At 59.4% G+C, this 18,598-nt stretch carries 15 protein-coding genes and 1 tRNA gene; 1 reads left to right on the top strand and 15 read right to left on the bottom strand.

Features of this window, described 5'->3' with window-relative positions:
- Positions 1-68 precede the first annotated feature (68 nt).
- The 13 genes from ACY34H_RS09330 to ACY34H_RS09270 all read right to left on the bottom strand — a co-directional run bounded on the left by ACY34H_RS09330 (position 69) and on the right by ACY34H_RS09270 (position 14,958).
- A complete protein-coding gene (locus tag ACY34H_RS09330; RefSeq protein ID WP_464977214.1) occupies positions 69-746 on the bottom strand; it encodes a glycosyltransferase family 32 protein in 678 nt (225 codons plus the stop codon).
- A gap of 41 nt (positions 747-787) precedes the next feature.
- Positions 788-2,056: a lipopolysaccharide biosynthesis protein gene (locus ACY34H_RS09325; protein WP_464977213.1), complete on the bottom strand. Its 1,269-nt coding sequence runs from the start codon at positions 2,054-2,056 to the stop codon at positions 788-790.
- On the bottom strand, positions 2,053-3,666 hold the full coding sequence (locus ACY34H_RS09320) for a hypothetical protein (protein ID WP_464977212.1): 1,614 nt from the start codon (positions 3,664-3,666) through the stop codon (positions 2,053-2,055). The genes ACY34H_RS09325 and ACY34H_RS09320 overlap by 4 nt, the downstream gene beginning before the upstream one ends.
- A gap of 16 nt (positions 3,667-3,682) precedes the next feature.
- Entirely contained in the window at positions 3,683-4,366 is a 684-nt protein-coding gene (gene epsI / locus ACY34H_RS09315) for an exosortase-associated protein EpsI, B-type (RefSeq protein ID WP_464977211.1), read from the bottom strand.
- Positions 4,366-5,271, bottom strand: coding sequence for an exosortase B (gene xrtB / locus ACY34H_RS09310; RefSeq protein ID WP_464977210.1), 906 nt, complete (start codon positions 5,269-5,271; stop codon positions 4,366-4,368). Before xrtB ends, epsI begins: the two co-directional genes overlap by 1 nt.
- Positions 5,271-6,143: a chain length determinant protein tyrosine kinase EpsG gene (epsG, locus tag ACY34H_RS09305; protein ID WP_464977209.1), complete on the bottom strand. Its 873-nt coding sequence runs from the start codon at positions 6,141-6,143 to the stop codon at positions 5,271-5,273. The genes xrtB and epsG overlap by 1 nt, the downstream gene beginning before the upstream one ends.
- 13 nt (positions 6,144-6,156) lie before the next feature.
- Positions 6,157-7,563: a chain length determinant protein EpsF gene (epsF, locus tag ACY34H_RS09300; RefSeq protein ID WP_464977208.1), complete on the bottom strand. Its 1,407-nt coding sequence runs from the start codon at positions 7,561-7,563 to the stop codon at positions 6,157-6,159.
- A 31-nt stretch (positions 7,564-7,594) separates the two neighbouring features.
- Positions 7,595-8,386 carry a polysaccharide export protein EpsE gene (gene epsE, locus ACY34H_RS09295; RefSeq protein ID WP_464977207.1) on the bottom strand — a complete coding sequence of 264 codons (792 nt, stop codon included), beginning with the start codon at positions 8,384-8,386 and terminating at the stop codon, positions 7,595-7,597.
- Between the two features lie 52 nt (positions 8,387-8,438).
- Positions 8,439-9,386, bottom strand: coding sequence for an EpsD family peptidyl-prolyl cis-trans isomerase (locus ACY34H_RS09290; RefSeq protein ID WP_464977206.1), 948 nt, complete (start codon positions 9,384-9,386; stop codon positions 8,439-8,441).
- A gap of 187 nt (positions 9,387-9,573) precedes the next feature.
- On the bottom strand, positions 9,574-10,956 hold the full coding sequence (locus ACY34H_RS09285; RefSeq protein WP_464977205.1) for an undecaprenyl-phosphate glucose phosphotransferase: 1,383 nt from the start codon (positions 10,954-10,956) through the stop codon (positions 9,574-9,576).
- 9 nt (positions 10,957-10,965) lie between these two features.
- Entirely contained in the window at positions 10,966-12,171 is a 1,206-nt protein-coding gene (gene epsL, locus ACY34H_RS09280) for an XrtB/PEP-CTERM-associated polysaccharide biosynthesis outer membrane protein EpsL (protein WP_464977204.1), read from the bottom strand.
- A gap of 36 nt (positions 12,172-12,207) precedes the next feature.
- Positions 12,208-12,951 (bottom strand): CAAX prenyl protease-related protein, encoded by a 744-nt coding sequence (locus ACY34H_RS09275; RefSeq protein WP_464977203.1) that lies wholly within the window; start codon positions 12,949-12,951, stop codon positions 12,208-12,210.
- 123 nt (positions 12,952-13,074) lie between these two features.
- The gene (locus ACY34H_RS09270) at positions 13,075-14,958 is read right to left on the bottom strand and encodes an ATP-binding cassette domain-containing protein (RefSeq protein ID WP_464977202.1); all 1,884 of its coding nucleotides are present in this window, start codon (positions 14,956-14,958) and stop codon (positions 13,075-13,077) included.
- 99 nt (positions 14,959-15,057) lie between these two features.
- Between ACY34H_RS09270 and ACY34H_RS09265 the strand changes: the two genes are divergently transcribed.
- Positions 15,058-15,132 (top strand) — tRNA-Arg (locus tag ACY34H_RS09265).
- 121 nt (positions 15,133-15,253) lie between these two features.
- On the opposite strand, the gene ACY34H_RS09260 is transcribed toward ACY34H_RS09265, so the two are convergent.
- Both ACY34H_RS09260 and ACY34H_RS09255 read right to left on the bottom strand, forming a co-directional pair.
- On the bottom strand, positions 15,254-17,233 hold the full coding sequence (locus ACY34H_RS09260) for a heparinase II/III family protein (protein ID WP_464977201.1): 1,980 nt from the start codon (positions 17,231-17,233) through the stop codon (positions 15,254-15,256).
- 115 nt (positions 17,234-17,348) lie between these two features.
- On the bottom strand, positions 17,349-18,434 hold the full coding sequence (locus ACY34H_RS09255; protein ID WP_464977200.1) for a glycosyltransferase family 4 protein: 1,086 nt from the start codon (positions 18,432-18,434) through the stop codon (positions 17,349-17,351).
- Between the last annotated feature and the right edge of the window lie 164 nt (positions 18,435-18,598).

Raw genomic sequence — 18,598 nt, 5'->3', positions numbered from 1 at the left:
ACCGGACCAGCATCATACGAACCCGGCATCGATGCAATGGGTTCGCGGCTGCCTTCTGCAGGCGGTGATTACTTTAGCGAAGGGGTCGGCCACGCGTTGAATATGGTTCCCCATGCTGGAGCAATTTTCAGCTTTCCGAGTGCACGCCTTAACAGGCGCTGCGTTCGGGTATCACTCCACGACGCTTCGAGCCGGAAATGATGAATGCCGATGGTTTCCGGCTTGACATCGTTAAACATGAACTGACCCGCGTTATTCGGATCATCGCGTTCGTAGGGATTAAAAGGAAAGAACACTTCTCGCGGCAGCAAGGTATAGCTGTCAGGCGCCACTTTGCTTACCGCGTGCCGCAGAATATCGGGAGACGTTGCAAAAGCCTTGCGAGGCTGGAGATCTTGCAGGATCAACTGCCGGCAAACATCCATCAATTGGTGCTGCGGCGGCGCCAGCAGGAACGCGGTGCCGATCGAGCGACGGCTTTCCCAGCCTACCACCGCATGCCGGCTATCCAGTAGAGGATCGAGAGGACGCACCAGTTCCATGTCGGTATCCAGGTAGATGCCCCCCTCCTTGTGCAGTACGTCGAACCTGACCCAATCCGACACGAACGCCCATTTACGAGCCTTGATGGCTGCCCTGCAGTAGTCGTTGTCGATATCGGAATTGTCTTCATTCCACAGCCGCAGTTCGAAGTCAGGCGCGATCCTGCGCCAGGTATCGATACAGCGGCGATGGAGAGCGTTCATCTCGCCCTTTCCAAACCATACATAGTGGATTACTTTGGGAATCATAAGTGAGCGCGCGCGAAGCGCTTTAAAAGAACAATCTTGATACCGGCAACCAGCAGAACGTGCACGAGGAATGCGCTGACGGTGCCGATCAGGCCAAACGCGAAGGTGAATATGGCAAGCAATACCAGATAGATGATATTGGTGACAACCGTGATAATCGCAGTCTGCCGCAACTTGCCCAGCCCCCAGTAAAACGAGTGAGTCGTGATGAAAGTACCAGCGGCAACCGCGGTCATCAATACCACCATCAACTCACCGGGATAATCCGCCAGGCCAGGGTAAATCAGCGGCATCCAGAGCGAGCGAGACAGGAAACAGATAATCGCAGTGCCAAAGGTTGCGCCAAACAGCAGCACCATGGTCCGGCGCCACAGCTGGAATGACGCGGCATAATCTCCCTTGTTGGCGTGCGCAGCGAATTCAGGAATCGACGTCGAATAGAACGGCGCGGTGGCAAGATTCACCAGCATGTAGATCCTTTTCAGGATTGAAAACACACCCAAGGCCGCACCTGGCAATGTAAAACCTATAATGACGCGATCGATCTGTGCAACAGGTAAATCGGCGATCGCCTGCAAGGTACTCCAGCGGCCGGCATCACGAAGACGTTTCGGCGGAATCTGGCTGCCATCGAGCGTGCCCGAGATTCCCTGCCGCGCAAGCACGATATAACTGAACAAGATTGCGCAACGCAGTATTTCGGGTAAACCGTAGGCCAACACGATCGTCTGGACAGTGGGCTGGTGCGATGCGGCGAGGTGCAACAGCAGCAATTTCGCAACATTGGTGATCAGCCCGGCCAGCATCAACATCGAGTAACGATTGATCAGGCGGAAGTAAGCCGTCTGGGTGCCCATTACCGGGAATATGACGCTCAATGCCAACAGCACCATGTCGGTGAAATTGAACTCGGCGGTTTGGGGAAGCTTCAACGTGGCCAGCACGATACAGCCGAGCAGCACTGCCGACAAACCAATCAGTTCGTAGCGCAGACTGCGCCAGACTTTCTGGCGCAACAAATCCGGCTCGACATGATGCCCTGGCAGAGCCACCAGCATTCCCTGCCAATATTGAAACGTGCAAAGGGTATATACACTGGCGGCAATCGCCTGGATGAGCACCAAATGACCGTAAGCGTCGACCCCGATGGCTTTCAACGTAATCGGTATCGTTAGTACACTAACCCCAACGCCTGCGAGGTTAAGTACGAACATCATTGAACTATTCTTGACGAGATTGCCTAGTACTCCGTCCTTCAACTTCATGGTCGCAACGTTCCTGGAACTGGCTTGATATGCAGAGCGCGACCGCCTGCTGGATTGGAGACACTTTTCGCTGCATCGGCTGCAGATGGCGACTCGGCAAGGTGGAAACGGGTCAATTGCACGATGCAACCGGCACAGAAGAAGAACAACAGCTGGGTAGTGGGCTCGTCCATCAAGGTGCGGTTGTACACGACCGTCGTCGTCAACAAGACCAGGACCGCCAGATTCGTGTCAGCAAGTGCCTTGACGCGTGGCGGCGCATTCTGCTTGCAGGTCAGCTTCCAGCCTGTGATGACCATCATGAGAAGCATGCTTCCATAAGCAAGCGCACCGATGATGCCGGTATCCCACAACAGATACGATACAACGGAAGCGTTGAGCTGAAGCGTGCCATAACGGCGCGCGATGATGCCTTGCCCGGTACCCTTGTTGTTGGCACTTGCTCCAGGACCGTAACCAACCAGGCGCTCGACAGCGGTGGGAATCGGATCGTTATACCAGAGTGCCATCGATGCCATACGGCTTACTTCGCCGGTGCGGTAATTAACGCCATCCGCATCGAGAATATACCCACTGGTGCTGTCGAATTTCTCGACCACCGAATCGCCCTGCGAATGTTTTTCACCCCAATACAGTGCCTGGTAAACGGTAAAGGTAGACGCGACGAACAGGAAAATGAAAATACAGTAGGTGGCAAACGCCATGAAATTGCGCAGCACGCGGCGACGCAGCACGATCAGCACGCCGAGCGGAATCCAGAACACGACGGCCTTGACCTCGCCAAGGAGCACGATAGCCATGAAGATAATGCCGGCGAAGATTGCATGCCGGCCAGTGGCAAGCCCATGCGACCAGCGCGCCAGCACGAACAGGGTGGCGCCCAAGGAGAATATGACGAGAATGGGGCTGAGGTTACTGCCCATGGTGCCAACGACGCCATCCCAACCGAGTGTCGCCATCATGAAAAAGTGCTGGTACACCACGAACGGCAGCTGTATCACCATGATGGCAACGATCATCCACCATATGACTTCGATTCGGCGCAGGCTCCACGGGAACCAGTACATCGCAAACAGGACGCCGAACATCGGCAGGCAGAAGCGTACCGCGGAAACAATCTGCATTGGCGTGGCACTACCCAGCGACAGGCTGAAGAAGAAGCACGTCAGGTACAGCGAAGTGGCAGCAATGACTCGGCCAGCGCCGGGCTGCGGTTGCAGTTGACGGGAATTAGAAAAGAACAGTTCCAGAATGGCGCGCCCGAACAGCAGGGCTCCCATGCCAGTCGCCATCCACAAGAGCATGCGCATATGCAGGAAGTACTGCCCAAGCCCCTGGATTACGTAGACCGCCACAAATAGCATCGGCAGCATGTTCTTGCTGCTCGTGAGCAGGAAGAACGGTACGACCATGATCAGGCCTGCGATCAGGAAGGTCCATTGCAGCACCCCCAGCGCGACAACCATACCAAGGAAGACTGTCAACCCTGCAAGCGCAAGGATCAACAGGATGACGGTCGGCGCCGGCATCGATGCTACAACGCGGCGCCCGGCAGCACCCGCGTGATGAAGACTGTCTCTTGCAGAGCGGCCCAGCGTAAAACTACTCATTCTTGCTCCGTTCTGATTACTGCCCGGTACCCGAGAAATGCCGGCGGTGATCTGGGGTCATCGCCGCGAACATTTCGTTCATGAACTGCTGCTGCAATTTGAAACCGCCTTCATTGTCGGGAGTGACGTTGGAGACACGCATCAGTGTCGCATCCGGGATCTGCCGCTTCATTGCATAGGCAAGCTTGGCCTTCTTTAATTGCCAGGCGTCATAGACGGCACGTTCACCGACCACGACCCAATAAGTGATGGGCTCATTGCGGTTGTATTGGGAAGCAACGAGCCTCGCGCTCGGGATCGGCCCTGCAATCGTGTCGAGCGTGCCGCGTATGGTCGGGCTGACGGCAAAGCCTTGTCCGCCATAGCATCCTTCCGGGAAGTGCACCGAAAGGTTATCGCGCTGGTCAGTACCATAAGCGATCGAGAGCATCATGCGCTGGCCGTCGCGGCTGACGTAAGTACGCGACAACGTCTGCGCATAAATCTTGTTCAGCTCTGCAAGCGTGGTGGGATTGACCACCGCGGCAATCTGGCTCTTGTCCTCTTCCCACTGGCCGAATTGCTTCGGTATCGCGGTTTCGAGGTCGATGGGCGGCCGCAGTTCGGCAACCCGGATCGTCGGTGTCGCGAATGCTGTCAGGCCGACCGTCGCAAACATCAGCGCGCCCATCAGTACGCCACTTTTCAGTGAAGTTCTCATCATGCTTCCTTTACCGCGCCACCACGGATCGTGCGTCGGCGCACAATCCATTGCAGCAGTGAATCCAGACTAATGATTAATACAAGGGCGCTGACAAACAGCACCATGCCGGCAAATCCATGCAGGAAGCCCTGCCCTGCCGCGTCACCGAAATAGTAGGTGATCAGCGTCAGTGCAAGAACGCGCAAGACGTTTGCAGTGAACGAAATCGGGACGATCAGGATCGCCAGGCTGATATTGCGGAACGCCGACGTATGACGCACCACGTTCAGATAGAACAGGCCGAGCGACTCGAGCGCCAACAGGGTTTGCAGGCCGGCACAGGCATCGGCAACCAGCAGCTGGTACTGGCCGATCTGCAGGATCACACCGGAACGCGCGATCGGATAGCCAAGCCAGAAGAGGATATGCTCGGTGGAATACGACACCGCCATCTTCATTGGCATCGTCAACGTCTGCACCACCGAGCTCGGCAGTGGGATCATGAAGAGCATGAAGAAGAATGCGAACCAGATGACGCGCACGGCGGGCATGCCCAGCTTGATCAGTACGATCGAAGCGATAATCCAGACGAACGAACCGATTTCGGCCGCCAGGATCTGCTGCGAACGGCCCACCGTATACAGGAGCAGGCCGATAACAAGGAGTGTCCAGCCCACAACCGGTGCCGGCCGCGGAGTGACGGCTTTCAGGTCCGGCAGCCGGCGGTAAATCAGCCATATGGACAGGAACAGGATGATCGGCCCGTGTGCCTGGTCTTCCGATGTCCAGACCGAATTGAACAGGTCATAGAACGTCGGCACGAACAAAGCCAGGAAGCCAAGCAAGATCGGCAACCAGTCAATCAGATCCTTGCGTTGCGTAGCCAGTGTGGTAACCGGCGTCGTTTGGGCCGCACGTGTCATTAGAAATCCACCAGAACGGAACCGATCACCTCGGCCCCGGTTTGCATGATCTGCGTAGTAGCAGCATTGAGGGCGGCAACCGACGTATGGTTGCGTCGCGCCACCAGAAGCACGCCGCCGATCTGGGAAGCCAGCGCGAGCGCGTCGGAACCAACGGACAGCGCGGCGGCGTCGTACAGCACCACGTCATAGCGGCTTTCCAGTTCGCCGCGCAGGCTGCGGAATTCGCCGCGCGACAGCAGTTCCTGCGGATTCGGCGGAACCGTGCCCGAGCTCAGTACGGACAGATCGACGAACGACGACACCTTTTCGATCGCGCCCAGATCCGCACGCCCTGCCAGCATGTCCGACAGGCCCTGGCGACCGCTCAGCTTGAATACATGCTGCTGGCTCGGGCTGCGCAGGTTGGCGTCGACCAGAACCGTATGCTCGCCCAGTTGCGAGAACACGACTGCCAGGTTGGCGGCAAACAGGCTGGCACCCTCGCCCGGGTTGGCGCTGGCAATCACCAGCGACTTGTGGCCGCGCGCCATCCAGCGCAGCATCAGCTGGCTGCGGATGGCACGCAAACGCTCTACCTGAGGACTGAAAGGCTGGTATGCGGCGACCAGTTTGTCGGAAAAATTACCTTCACCCTGTGGCAGGTACGGATAGTTGAACTGGCGTGCCAGCGCATGCTGGATGTCCGATTCGCTTACCAGGCCGAGACGCTGGGCGGCTTCGCCGAACCGGATGCCAAGCTCCTTTTGCATGCGAAGCACGCGCTCGGCGTTCTCCGGGGTGATCTTGCCGGATTCGAGCAGCACGCCGCCAATGCTCGAGTCCGCCTTTGCCGCCACTGGCGGATTGATTTGTTGCAGTGCAGGATTCATCGGGTCATCCATCCTAGTTCAGACGCGGGCTACGGGGCAGGAAAAGCTTGAACGGGCTGATGCGCGGACGTACCGGTGCATTCCATTCGACGGTTCCCAGTACCGGAATTTGCAGCAGATCCTGCAGGTCGCTTTCGCCACGGACACGACGATCCAGCATCTCGGCCAGCATCATGAAGCCCGTACCCAGCAACGTACCGAGGAACAATGCCAGTGCCGTGTTCAGTACGACCTTGGGGCCTGCCGGCTTGGTTGGCGGTACGGCAGGATTCAACAGCGCGACATCAGACTGCTCGGCCTGTCCTTCGATCCGCGTCTGGGCCAGTCGTTGCGAGGTAATGTCGAAAGCGCGTTGTGCACTCTCCACGTCTTTCTGCAGCACATTCATCTCGTCGCGCGTCCGATTCAGTTCCAGCACCTTGGCCTTTTGCTCGGCCAGCGCCGCACGCAGCGCGGCTTCCCGCTGAGAAAGAATGCTGGCGTTGTTGCCGACCGACGCAGTAGTCGAGCGCGTTTGCGCATTCAGCTCGACGCGCAGGCGCTCCGCTTCAGCGCGGGCGCTCACGTACTGCGGGTGGTTGCGGCCAAGGCGCTGTTCGATTTCAGCGAGCTTGCTCTGCGCTGTTGCCAGGCTCAGCCGCATGTTCTGCACGATCGGGCTGCTGGCGACATCCGGCGCATCGCCGGCCTGCCCCTGCGCCATGCCCCTGCGCGAATTAGCTTCCATCAACTGTGCTTGCGCGGCCACGACCTGGGCGGACAAGTCGTTCAGGCGCTGCGACTCGATGTCGAGCCGGTTATCGACGCTGACAATGCCGTGTTCCTGTTGATACTTGGACAGCCGGCTTTGTGCGAGTTCCACGCTGTCGCGCAGTTGCTTCGTCTGTTCATTGAAGTAACCAGTCGCCTTCTTCATCGGATCGACCTTCAACTGCACCGTCGCGTGCTGGTATTCCTCTGCAAATGCATTGGCAACCACCGCAACAAACTGGGGATCCGAGCCGGAGAAACTGACGTTGATGACGCTGCTTTCTTTCGACGGCACGATATCGAGCTTGGCCAGCAACAGATCAGCCAGCCAGTCGCGCACATTGCCCACGCCGCCGGTAGCGTCATTGAATTGCTGCACAACGGCGGCATTTTCCGCCAGTTTCAACCGCTCGACGACGCGCTTGGCAACATTCTTGCTGCCGAGGATGTCGATTTGCGTGGCCATATAGCCGGGCAAAAGTTGCCCTGGCATTGCCATGCCAGTGACCGGATCGATGCCCTTGTAGTTCAACAATACAGAGGCAGTACCTTTATAGGTCTTTGGCAGCAGCATGCTCACGATGACCGTCGCACCCACTGTCAACAGTAGTGTGGCGATCAGAATCCAGCGCCGCGCACGCAGGATCAATAGAAACTGGGAAAAATTCATGATTACTCTCTAAACAGATAGGGGCTGGGGGTCAGAACCAGCTTTCTTTTACATATAGTACGTCGTCGACCTGTACCAGATCATCGTGCTTGGCATCGACCATTTGCTGTTTGCCTTCCGCATCGCGACGCTTGATCACAATACCCCGCTGTGTACCGCGCGGAGTGAGACCACCGCCCACCGACAAGGCCTGCAGCACGGTCATCGAGCGTTCGAGCCGGAAAGCTCCCGGCCGCTGCACTTCGCCGTAGATATAAAAGCGCGGTGCACGTTCCACGTACAGGATGTCGTTAGCTTGCAACACAGCATCTTGCGTCAACTGGCCGGTGCGCACCATATCGATGATGTCGACCGTCTGCTTAGTCGCCGCGTCGCCAGTCTTGCGAATCAGGCTGACCGTATCGCCGCCATCGGCGGAAATGCCGCCGGCCAGGGCCAGCAGATCCATCAACGTACGGCGGCCGTCCAGCGCATAGCGCCCCGGGCGATTCACATTGCCAAGCACGGAAACGAGCGTATTGGCAGGGACCGTCACAATAATGTTGACCTGCGCTTTGCGCACATAGCCGCCACTTTCCAGCAACGAAGCAAGCTTCTTTTCTGCCTGGAGAACCGGAAGGTTGCCGATGTCCACCTGGCCGACCAGCGGGAATGAAATCGCGCCATTGTCGCTGATGCGCGTTTCAATGTTCAGGTCCGGGCTGCCATACACGGACACCCTGACCACGTCACCCGGGCCAAGCACGGTCTCGGCCGCTCCAGCCAGTCCGGAAATTGCTGACAGCATCAATGCGGCCAGCCAGAAAAGAATACGCTTTGTCATGGTTCTTCCTCTACTTTATGTGTCGATATTCTGCCTTGGCTCGATTACAGCCTCATTTCAATCCACTGATGGCTTTGTCGCTCAGTGGCGCCGGCGCAGTTTCGCCTGCGTTCGTGCCACTGGCAGACGAACCAGCGTTGGCTGCCGCGTCCGGTGCTTTCGGGGCTGCCGGTATGTCGGACTTGTTCATGTATTCGATCTTGGCAGACGCGCGCAGGCGTTTCACTTCAGCTTCGGCCGTCTCCTTGTTCTTCTTGTTGAACAGGAACTGCTCGATCTGCGGGGCCGCCTGGTCGACCGTGACCGGCGCATCTTTCACGTCAGCAATCGACATCAACACGCTGCGCTCGCCTTCGCGCACGATGAACAGCTGACCTTTCGGCATCGCAATCAGACGCGTCGTCAGTTCCGCCGGCAGGTCCGTGCTGCTGCGCGCCAACTGGCCGCGGCTGTAACGCACTTTCTGCTGATCCAGGAAGACTGCGACTTCCTCGATCGATTTCGACGAATCGATCGCGGCCTTTACCGGAGCGGTCACGTCAGCCGTTGCCAGCACGAGCTGGCGCATCTCGAAGACCTTGCGGTTGGCGAACAGTTGCGGGTTCTGGTTGTAGTAGGCTTCCACGTCGGCGCGGCTCGGCCGTGCCGGCGTCCCAATGCGCTTCTGAAGGTAAGCCTGCGCCACGATCTGCGACTTGGCGCGCTCGATCGCCTGCATCACTTTCGGGTCGCGGTCCAGTTTTTCCTTTGCCGCCTCTTCTTCCAGCAGCTCGCGATCGATCAGCGCTTCGAGCAGGCGCTTGCGCGCAACTTCCTGCTGCGCCGCAGGCACGTTGGAGCGCTGCAGCTCTTCATTCAACTGAAGAACGGTGATTTCTTGACCGTTCACGCTGGCCAGCGCCTGACCCGGCTTTTTCTCTGCCTTGTCGCCGCACGCAGCCAACGCGGCAGCCAGGATCATTGCGGTGCACAGGACTGGGGTACGGGCTTTCAGGTTCATTCTCAAAATACATTCTCCGGTTTGTGAGCGCTGCTGGGACGATGACTTCATGAAAGATCACCCACAGGACAACTTGACAGTGTTGGGCTGCCGCCGTGCACCACGCGGTAGCAAAATTACAATATCAGTATTGTAATAGGCCAGATGCTGGCTCGACTGAAAATTCGCTTAAAGAAACAAAAAAACGTCAGTGAGCGTTTTCTCTCGCCAGCACTACCTTGATCGTCTTGACAATGATGTAAAGGTCGAGCCACAGTGACCAGTTGCGCAGGTAGTCCAGGTCGTAACGGATCCGCGCTTCCATTTTGTCCAGGGTTTCCGTTTCGCCCCTGAAGCCATTGACCTGCGCCCAACCCGTGATCCCTGGCTTGGCCTTATGGCGCAGCATATAGCCCTTGATCAGCTTGCGGTACTGCTCATTATGCGCGACAGCATGGGGGCGTGGCCCGACGATGCTCATGCGCCCCTGTAACACATTGATGAATTGCGGCAACTCATCGAGCGAAGTCTTGCGCAGGAATGCTCCGACCTTGGTAATGCGCTGATCGTTCTTCTTCGCTTGCACGACGTTGCCGCCATCCTCGGTGACCGTCATCGAACGGAACTTGTACACGTAAATCTGCTCACCGTACAGACCATAACGGCGCTGGCGGAAAATGATGGGCCCTGGCGAGCTGAATTTCACCGCCGCGGCAATCACCAGCATGATAGGCAGCAACATGATCTGGATGACCAACGCCAGAACGATATCGCTGGCCCGCTTGACCAGCGTATTGAACCCTGTGAACGGGGTTTCGCAGATCGCGATCACGGGCATGCCGCCGACATTGTCGAAGCGAGCCTGCATCAGGTCGAAGACATAAATATCCGGCAGGAAGTAGACCGACGCTGTTGTATCTTGCAGGTCGTCGAGAAGTTTGCGGATGCGGGGCTGCGCCGAAATCGGCTGGCTGATGAAGATCATCTTGATGTTGTTCTCGCGCACAAACGCGGCAACATCGCACATCTTGCCCAGGATCGGATGCTGCAAGTCGGCCGGATGGCGGTCCGCGGTGCGGTCGTCAAAGAAGCCTCGCACCTGCATGAACAGATTCGGGTAGCGTTCGGTCGTGCGTGCGAATTTGATACCGACATCGTTGGCACCCACGATCAGCACCGAGCGCACCTCGCTGGCCTGAGATGGATCGGTCCCCACCTTGCGCACGGCGAGGTGACTCACCAGCAATGCGAACGGCGTTGCCACGAACCACGTCAGGACCACTGCTTGTTCGTAATGATAGGCCAGACCGGTAACCGAACCGAGCGTGACAAGGATCAGGGCTGTCACGATCCAGCCGCCGATGACATCCCGGCCGTAGGCAAGCATGCGGCCGCTGCGCCACGTGCGGTACGGGTCGATATGCTGGTACACCGCTGACGAAATGAAAAACGCCAGTATCATCAACACCAGCGAGTAGCCGGTAAACGGCTCGCCGAAAAGGATCGACGCTACATACAGCGTCCCCATGACAATCAGCGGATCCAGGACGCGTTGAAAGAATGAAATCAGTGGAATATCGTTAATGGTCATCGGACTTCTTCAAAACTGTACACTGGCATTGAACGACACGCCCGTGGCGCGATAGTCGCTCGTTCGGGCAACCACGTTGCCGATACGCTCGTCATGGAACGCAGTGAGGCCCAGCTGCATATTGCTGCGTGGAACCCAGGTCAGGCCCATGGAGGCGGTACGCTTGTGGTCGCGTGCGGCCCCCGGGAGCTGAACGACGCTGGAGCGCTCGAAATCCCGCCGTGCGCGCGTCATGCCTGCCGTGGCTTGCATATGCGCCGAAAGATCCCAGGTAGCACTCAACCCTGCGCCCGTATTCAGGCTGCTTGTGATGGTAGTGCTTTCCACAGCGGTGAATTCGCGCCACACATCGGCACCAAAACGCACCTTGCTCAACGGCGCCCACTTGACCGAGATGCGGCCATTGGCTCCGCCGGTGTCGTTGATGGAGTTCAGATCGTGTTCGCGCCGGGCGTAACCGGCCAGGATGCTTACTTGCGTCACCGCGCTGGCCAGCCAGTTCACGTTGACCTTCAATTCGTTCTGCGTGTAGTCGTCATCGAGCCTGATGCCTGCAAACACACGCGGGTTGTCGTAGGCGCCCTTCCACTGACGGGCAACCAGGCCCACCCTGCTGCCGCTCTTCGCCAGATAATCGAAGCCCACCTCGGCCAGGCGTTCGGTACGGTTGTTGATGCGCTGCGAAGCCAGCTCATATTCAAACTGGTTGCGCGTAACGCCCGCGCGCACCTGCCAGCTGGGATGGAAGCGCCATGCGCCGTTCGCATATCCCGTGCGCTGCGTACGCACATTGCGCTCATCGGAGTGGAAATCCGAAAACGGTGTCAGCGTTTCCACATAGGCGCCGCCGATCGTGCCACTCAGGTGATTGCCCAGCTGCCACGCCAGGTCGGCACCGGCATCCTTGCCGTTGTAGTCGAGCTGATCGAAACGATCGAACGTCACCCTCAACACCTTGGCCCGGCCCGAGAGGCGTTGACGGCCGATCTGCCGGTCAAACAGGATGCCGGCCTGCAGTTGGGTCATGCGATCGGAGCGCTGCTCCATACCGACGAAGTCATCGGGAACGCGAAACAGATTGTCATCATAGGTGTACCCGATGGAGACAAGCGGATGGATCGTGTCGCTAATTGCCGCAGAGGCGCCATTGCAATACAGCAGAGCTGCCAGCACTAAGGGCGCACATCGCAGCGCGGGCCGGGATTCGGTCAGCATGGTCGTACTCATCATTTCGTTATAATGCATGCAATATTACCAGTAAGTCCACGCCGCGGTCGAGACCACCCAGACGCCCAGCAGAGCGTTGGTGACGGCATGGGCGATAATGGGAGACCATAGATTTCCGCTGCGCATGTAGAGATACCCATACGCCACGCCTGCAACAATCCCCGCCAGCCACAGGTTATGCTCGAATCCGAATAACACTGCCGTAATCACGAAGGATTGCAAACCGACCCGCGCCGGTTGCAGGTCCATGAAGCGTCGGCTGTCTATCCACCGCATGAGGAAAGACCGCCAGAACAGCTCTTCCATCAGGGGCACCACCAGCGCTGCGCCGGCAATCCGAAGCGCCACCAGCGTCCAGTCGATTGATCCGCCGCTGGTCGGGTCGAAACCGGCCACGCTGCCGACCTGCATCCAGTCGGCATTCAGGTTTATCCAGAGCACCAGGACGACGACACCGGCGACAATCGCCTCGCAGATTGCGCGCCATCCGATCGCAGGCTTGGCAAGCTCGGCATAAACCCGCCAGTATGCCAGCAACACTGCTAGCACAGCAGCAATCTTAACGGGGTACAACCAGCGAAGATCGGCGGGCGTCCATCCGAATCGGCCCAATCCATCGGCAACCGCCACGAATATCATGTACGTGGCGAAGGGCAGGATACGGGCGCTGGACGGGCGCTGAAAGAAATTTACGTCGGCATCGCGAAGCGCGTCGACAGGATCATTTGTGGGTGCATTTTTATGCTGAGCTGTCATATCATCCGCCATCCTCTACTCCGCTTGCCGCACCCACATGCGGCAACGGCTCAATTTGCAGATTTTACAACAAACTCGTCATCGTTGAGCATATTTGTTGTGTGTAACACAAATATAATGTTTGACAAGTCAACCCTACCGTGACTCGATTTCCTCCCACCGTTCCAGGGCCGCCATCAGGGCTTCGTCAATCTCGGCCATCCGCGCATTCAGGCGCTGCGCCTCGGCGGGCTGGCGGTAAAGCTCCGGATCGCCCAGCGCCAGCACCAGTTCAGCCTGCTCGCGTTCGAGCTCGGCGATCAGCTGGGGCAACTGTTCCAGCTCGCGCTGTTCCTTGTAGCTGAGTTTCTTCTGCTTCTCGCCTTCGGCACGCTGCGCCTTTGGTTCGACTTTCTTCGCTGCCGCCGTGCTTGCCGCAGCCGGCGCCGCGCGCACCCGCTCCCAATCGCTGTAGCCGCCAATGTATTCGCGCCAGTTGCCGTCACCTTCCGCAACAATTACCTGGGTTACCACATTGTCGATGAACGTACGGTCATGGCTGACCAGGAATACCGTGCCGGCATAATCCTCCAGCAACTCCTCGAGAAGCTCGAGCGTATCGATATCGAGATCGTTGGTCGGCTCGTCCAGTACCAGCACATTGGCGGGTTTGGCGAACAGCCGGGCCAGCAGCAACCGGTTGCGCTCGCCACCGGACAATGTGCGCACCGGCGAGCGCGCCCGCTCCGGCGCAAACAGGAAATCGCTCAGGTAGCTCATCACGTGCTTCTTCTGCCCGTTGACCTCGACCCAGTCGCTGCCCGGTGCGATCGTGTCGGCCAGGCTGGCCTCTTCATTCAGTTGAGCACGCATCTGATCGAAATAGGCGACCTGTAACTTCGTGCCCTGCTTGAGCACACCACTATCCGGCGCAATCTCGCCCAGGATAAGCTTCAGCAGCGTGGTCTTGCCGGCGCCATTCGCGCCAATCAATCCCACCTTGTCTCCCCTCAGGATCGTGGCGCTGAAGTCGCGCACGATGACCTTCTCGCCGAACCGCTTGGACACGCCTTCCAGGTCCGCCACGATCTTGCCGGAACGCTCCCCGGACGACACTTCCAGCTTGACCTGGCCCTGCTGGTCCCGCCGCACGGCACGCTCTTCACGCAACCGTTCCAGCCGCCTGACACGCCCCTCGTCACGGGTACGACGTGCCTGCACACCCTTGCGTATCCAGATTTCTTCCTGCGCCAGAACCTTGTCGAACTTGGCGTTCTCGATCTCTTCGATGGCCAGTTGTTCAGCCTTGCGCACCTGGTACGTGGTGAAATTGCCCGGGTAGGACGTCAATCGTCCCCGATCCAGTTCGACAATTCGCGTGGCGACATTGTCGAGGAAGGAGCGGTCGTGGGTAATGAACAGCACGCTTCCGCGGAAATCGCGCAGCAAGCCTTCGAGCCATCGGATCGATGTGAAATCCAGGTGGTTGGTCGGCTCGTCCAGCAGCAGCACATCGGGGCCGGCAACCAGCGCACGCGCCAGCGCAACGCGCTTCTGCATGCCGCCCGACAGGGTCTTCAACAAGGCGTCCGGCCCCAGGTTCAGGCGCTCCAGCGTCTGCTCGACGCGGTTGTTGATGCTCCAGCCGTCAGCAGCGTCGAGCTTGCTCTGGATGTCATGCATCCGCTCCATCAAGGCATCGTCGTCGCCCTGGCCGAACTGCCCCGTCAGGATGTCGTACTCCTTGAGCAGTGCCGGGAGCTCTCCCAGCCCGGACGCCACGGCGTCGAATACATTCATCTCGGGATCGAACACCGGCTCCTGCTCGACATAGGCAATGCGCAGCCCTTGCTGCATGACGAGAAGCCCGTCATCGAGCTTCTGGCGGCCGGAAATGATTTTCAGCAGCGACGACTTGCCGGTACCGTTGCGGCCGATAAGGCCGACGCGCTCGCCACTTTCCAGGGAAAATTCGGCATGGTCGAGAAGCGCATGATGGCCGAACGCCAATTGCGCGGAAGTGAGTGTTATGACTGCCATGACTGGGAAATTGATGCGAAAAACGGCATTGTACCCGGCGCCATGGCGAAGTTTTGAACTTTCGACGGCACGTCAGCTATAATTGCGGTCGCTTTGCGTCTCCCCGTAGCACAATGGATAGTGCACATGCCTCCTAAGCGTGGGATACTGGTTCGATTCCAGTCGGGGGGACCACTCCCTCATTTCAGCCTGCCTCATTCAGTCCCCGTTCCGCCCTGCAAGCCGCTGTCCGCGCGGCGCTCGATGTTTCCGCCAGTTCACCGCACCGATCCCTGACGAAAATTGATCTTCCAGGTCAGCCGGCCGACAGCGCGAAGACCGTTTTCCGCCGTACCGTACCCCGTATCCGTTCACGCCAGACCAGGGTATTGGTCGGTACTTTTTCCTCGAACCGCCAGGCGATCCAGCCGCCCGGCGGGTCTTCGCTGGCGCGCAGCAGTGATGGAGGGCTGGCCAGCTGCATGGCAATACGGATCAGTTGCGAACCGTGCCGGCATTCGACGCCGCCGGCGGTGATGCGCAATTCCCAGCGTGGGTCGACATGCCAGAACCACTCCACGTCATGCTCGCCCTGGCATTCGAGCACATCTTCGACCGTCAGGGTCGCCGACAGCTTGTCGAAGTCCAGGCTGCGACGGTGGATGACGGGATCCGCCAGCCGGGTATAGCCGTCGTGGCTGCCCGCCCAGTAGTCGCGCTCGGGGCCGGGCTGCCATGCATCGCAGTGCGCCCGCGCCTTGCGCAGCCACAGGAAATTGCCGCCGGATTCCGATTGATCCAGCCCATCGACGCGCACCGTGTTGTGGGCACTCGTGCCGCGGAAGTAATCCCGCCATTTCTTGTGCGTATGATAGGCATACGTCCCGGGATCGACCAGCAGCATTGCACCGCCGATGGACAAGGTGAACGATAACGCGTCCGCATGGCCGTGCGCGGCAATGCCCAGGTAGCCGAGCGGGCCGGCATCGGCGACTACGCGCACTTCATCGGGCTGCCCAAGGGCCCGCCCGAATATGGTGTAGCCACCATCCGGGAATTGCCGGGACTGCTCCGCCGGCGCCTGCACCGCATCGAGCCGCTCCCAGGCCGCCCTGCCTTCGGGGCCGAGCAGCCAGGCACTCTTCGCATCGAAGCGGCCCGCCTTGCGCTTGAAATCGGCTCGCTGGAAGATCACCGCGCCGGTCGCCAGCAGCGAGCGGTAAGGATTGAACCCTGCTTCGCGGTCCCAGCAAGCCAGCAACGCATCGTCGGCATCTCCGACCATCGGCACTTCGCCGGCCACGTTGCTCATTGCCGCGACGAATTCCATCATCTTTTCCAGCCGCCCCAGGAATGACGGCGGCAATGGCCGCCCGTTGGCGGAGGCAACCATCATATTGAGCAGCATTTCGTCCGCCACCGAAAACTGATAATAAATGGCCTGTTCGCAATTCACGCCGTCGGCATAGTTCTGGCGCAAGGCCTCGGCTTCCAGTTCCTCCCGGCCTTGACGGGCCCAGCGTTCGCTTTCCGGCCAGCATGGCCACGTCAATGCCGCCACGTGCAAGCCTGTCAGTTCTCCGAACAGGTGATTATTGGCCGATGAATGGCGCGAAAGATGCCCCGCAACGAAATGGCAATGCTGGTAGACGCTCGCGAGCCAGCGGTCGCGGAAGCGGCGCCCCTCCTCACCCTCGAACAGCACCGATTCAGCCCCGCCCAGCAGGTGCCAGGTGTAATGCCAGCTGATCAACCGGATGGCCGCTTCCAGCGCACTGCTCCAGTTGGCGCCAAGCGGATAAGGGCATTGCGCGAACCACGAATCAAGCAGGGTCCGTATCCCGTTGGCATAGCGGACATTCCCGCTGATCGCGTACGCCATCGCAAGGTCGCTCAGGCTGCCATGGCGGTTCGGTTCCCAAAGACACTTGATATCCCCGACGACCGCTTCGTCACGGTAGTCGAGCAGCTTGCCAAACGACAGGGGTGCCTGCCTGCCGGTGCGCGGATCGCGGTTCCATACCGGCGGGAAGCCGAGCGGGACGGCCTGCTCGGCAAACACGTCGAACCTGCCGGCGAGTACGCGCTCGGCCGCGGCGATCCATGGCGCGGGATCCGCGGGCAGCAGTGGCACCCACCCTTTGCCGAATCGCTCGAGCGATGGCGGCGGCGGCGAATCGGCCAGCCCCCATCCAGCCGCCTGTAGCCGCTGGCCGATTGCCGTGGCAACCCGATGCGATACTTCGGCCACGCCCATCACGCGCAGCCGGTTCAGTTTCCATGCAAGGGTACTCATGTCACGGCCCGCGATCGGCGACGACCTGCGCCGTGGCCCCCGGGCGTTCCGGCAACGATGATGAAGGCAGCGGTACCGCACATGACGAGTCGATCCTGGTGTGGTGGCAATCGGCTCAGCGCAACCGGGCGTACACCGCCTGGAAATCGGCGCTGAGCCGGTTCAGTGAATAATGCGCCTGGACGCGTTCCCGGCAGGCGTTGCCCATGCTCCGCAGCAGTGCCCGATCCTGGTCGAGCCGCAAGATCGCGTCGCGCAGGGCGCCGACGTCGCCGGGCGGCACGAAAATTCCATGCACGCCGTCCTGCATCACGTCCGGAATCGCGCCGACGGGACAGATCACGACCGGGGTTCGTGCGGCCATGCTTTCAAGCAATGCGTATGGCAGGCCTTCACGGCGCGTGGGAAAGCCGAACACGTCGGCTTTATTCAGCAGGGCCGTCTTCTGCTCGCCGAATACGGGGCCGACGAAGTTGACGTGACCATCGAGTCCGAGCCGGGTCACCCGTTCGCGCAACGCCGCCTCGTCCGGGCCGCCCCCGGCGACCGTGACCGTCAGCGAGCGCCCGGCACGGACCACTTCGGCGACCGCTTCGACCAGTTCAAACAGGCCTTTCTCGGCGGAGAGCCTGCCTACATAGGCAAGCGATAATGGCCCGGCCGTCGCAGCCATCTTGTACGCCGGATCAGGCGGCAGCTCGATCGCATTGGGAATCACGCTGAGCGGCAACTGCGGATCGAAGGCATGGTAAGCCTGCAACTCCTGCTGGGCCAGCAGCACGACGAGATCCGGCAGGCGCAGCACGCGATGCAGCAATGCCGTCAGCCAGGGTTTATCGGCGAAAAAATCCTGGGGCAGCGCGCCGCCGTGCACCTGGTACACCACGCGCCTGCGCAGCAGCTTGGCCACCAGCAGGTAGCCGAGATCGCGCCAATATGCCTTGGCATCCATCGAAGTGTTGATATGGACGATCTGCGGCCGCACCCGGCAGATGGCCCCCATCAGTTGCAGCGGGCTCGCCAGCAGTCGCCACAGCTTCCCGGCCTTGCCTTCCTTGCGCCCCTCGCTGCCGACCTGGAAATGAACCAGCCTGACTTCCTTGGCAAGCGACGAGGAAAACAGCTGGTTCAGATGCGTGCTGACGCCACTGACGGCAGCCCTGGATGGCCCGAGCAACAGGATCGTTTGTTCGCGCATCATTTCAACAGAAAAATGCCATAGTGTAACTTATCTGCAATGATGTGCTTTCATACTCGCCCTGCCGGCGACAATGACGCCGATGCCCGGGGAACCCGACAACAGGTTCTGTTGGCCGTGGAATGCCGTGCAGGCCCCTCGGGAAAATCGTCACCACGCAGAGCAAC

The sequence above is a fragment of the Pseudoduganella sp. jia 9 genome (assembly GCF_055502615.1).
This window is presented reverse-complemented; position numbering and strand designations above follow the sequence as displayed.

Excerpts from the sequence above, each read along its gene's own strand:
- ACY34H_RS09325 (WP_464977213.1), bottom strand. The coding sequence starts at position 2,056 with ATGAAGTTGAAGGACGGAGTACTAGGCAATCTCGTCAAGAATAGTTCA.
- ACY34H_RS09270 (WP_464977202.1), bottom strand. The coding sequence starts at position 14,958 with ATGGCAGTCATAACACTCACTTCCGCGCAATTGGCGTTCGGCCATCAT.
- ACY34H_RS09290 (WP_464977206.1), bottom strand. The coding sequence starts at position 9,386 with ATGAACCTGAAAGCCCGTACCCCAGTCCTGTGCACCGCAATGATCCTG.
- ACY34H_RS09260 (WP_464977201.1), bottom strand. The coding sequence starts at position 17,233 with ATGAGTACCCTTGCATGGAAACTGAACCGGCTGCGCGTGATGGGCGTG.
- ACY34H_RS09320 (WP_464977212.1), bottom strand. The coding sequence starts at position 3,666 with ATGAGTAGTTTTACGCTGGGCCGCTCTGCAAGAGACAGTCTTCATCAC.
- ACY34H_RS09255 (WP_464977200.1), bottom strand. The coding sequence starts at position 18,434 with ATGATGCGCGAACAAACGATCCTGTTGCTCGGGCCATCCAGGGCTGCC.
- epsF (WP_464977208.1), bottom strand. The coding sequence starts at position 7,563 with ATGAATTTTTCCCAGTTTCTATTGATCCTGCGTGCGCGGCGCTGGATT.
- epsI (WP_464977211.1), bottom strand. The coding sequence starts at position 4,366 with ATGAGAACTTCACTGAAAAGTGGCGTACTGATGGGCGCGCTGATGTTT.
- ACY34H_RS09330 (WP_464977214.1), bottom strand. The coding sequence starts at position 746 with ATGAACGCTCTCCATCGCCGCTGTATCGATACCTGGCGCAGGATCGCG.
- ACY34H_RS09275 (WP_464977203.1), bottom strand. The coding sequence starts at position 12,951 with ATGGCGGATGATATGACAGCTCAGCATAAAAATGCACCCACAAATGAT.
- ACY34H_RS09285 (WP_464977205.1), bottom strand. The coding sequence starts at position 10,956 with ATGACCATTAACGATATTCCACTGATTTCATTCTTTCAACGCGTCCTG.
- xrtB (WP_464977210.1), bottom strand. The coding sequence starts at position 5,271 with ATGACACGTGCGGCCCAAACGACGCCGGTTACCACACTGGCTACGCAA.
- epsG (WP_464977209.1), bottom strand. The coding sequence starts at position 6,143 with ATGAATCCTGCACTGCAACAAATCAATCCGCCAGTGGCGGCAAAGGCG.
- epsL (WP_464977204.1), bottom strand. The coding sequence starts at position 12,171 with ATGCTGACCGAATCCCGGCCCGCGCTGCGATGTGCGCCCTTAGTGCTG.
- epsE (WP_464977207.1), bottom strand. The coding sequence starts at position 8,386 with ATGACAAAGCGTATTCTTTTCTGGCTGGCCGCATTGATGCTGTCAGCA.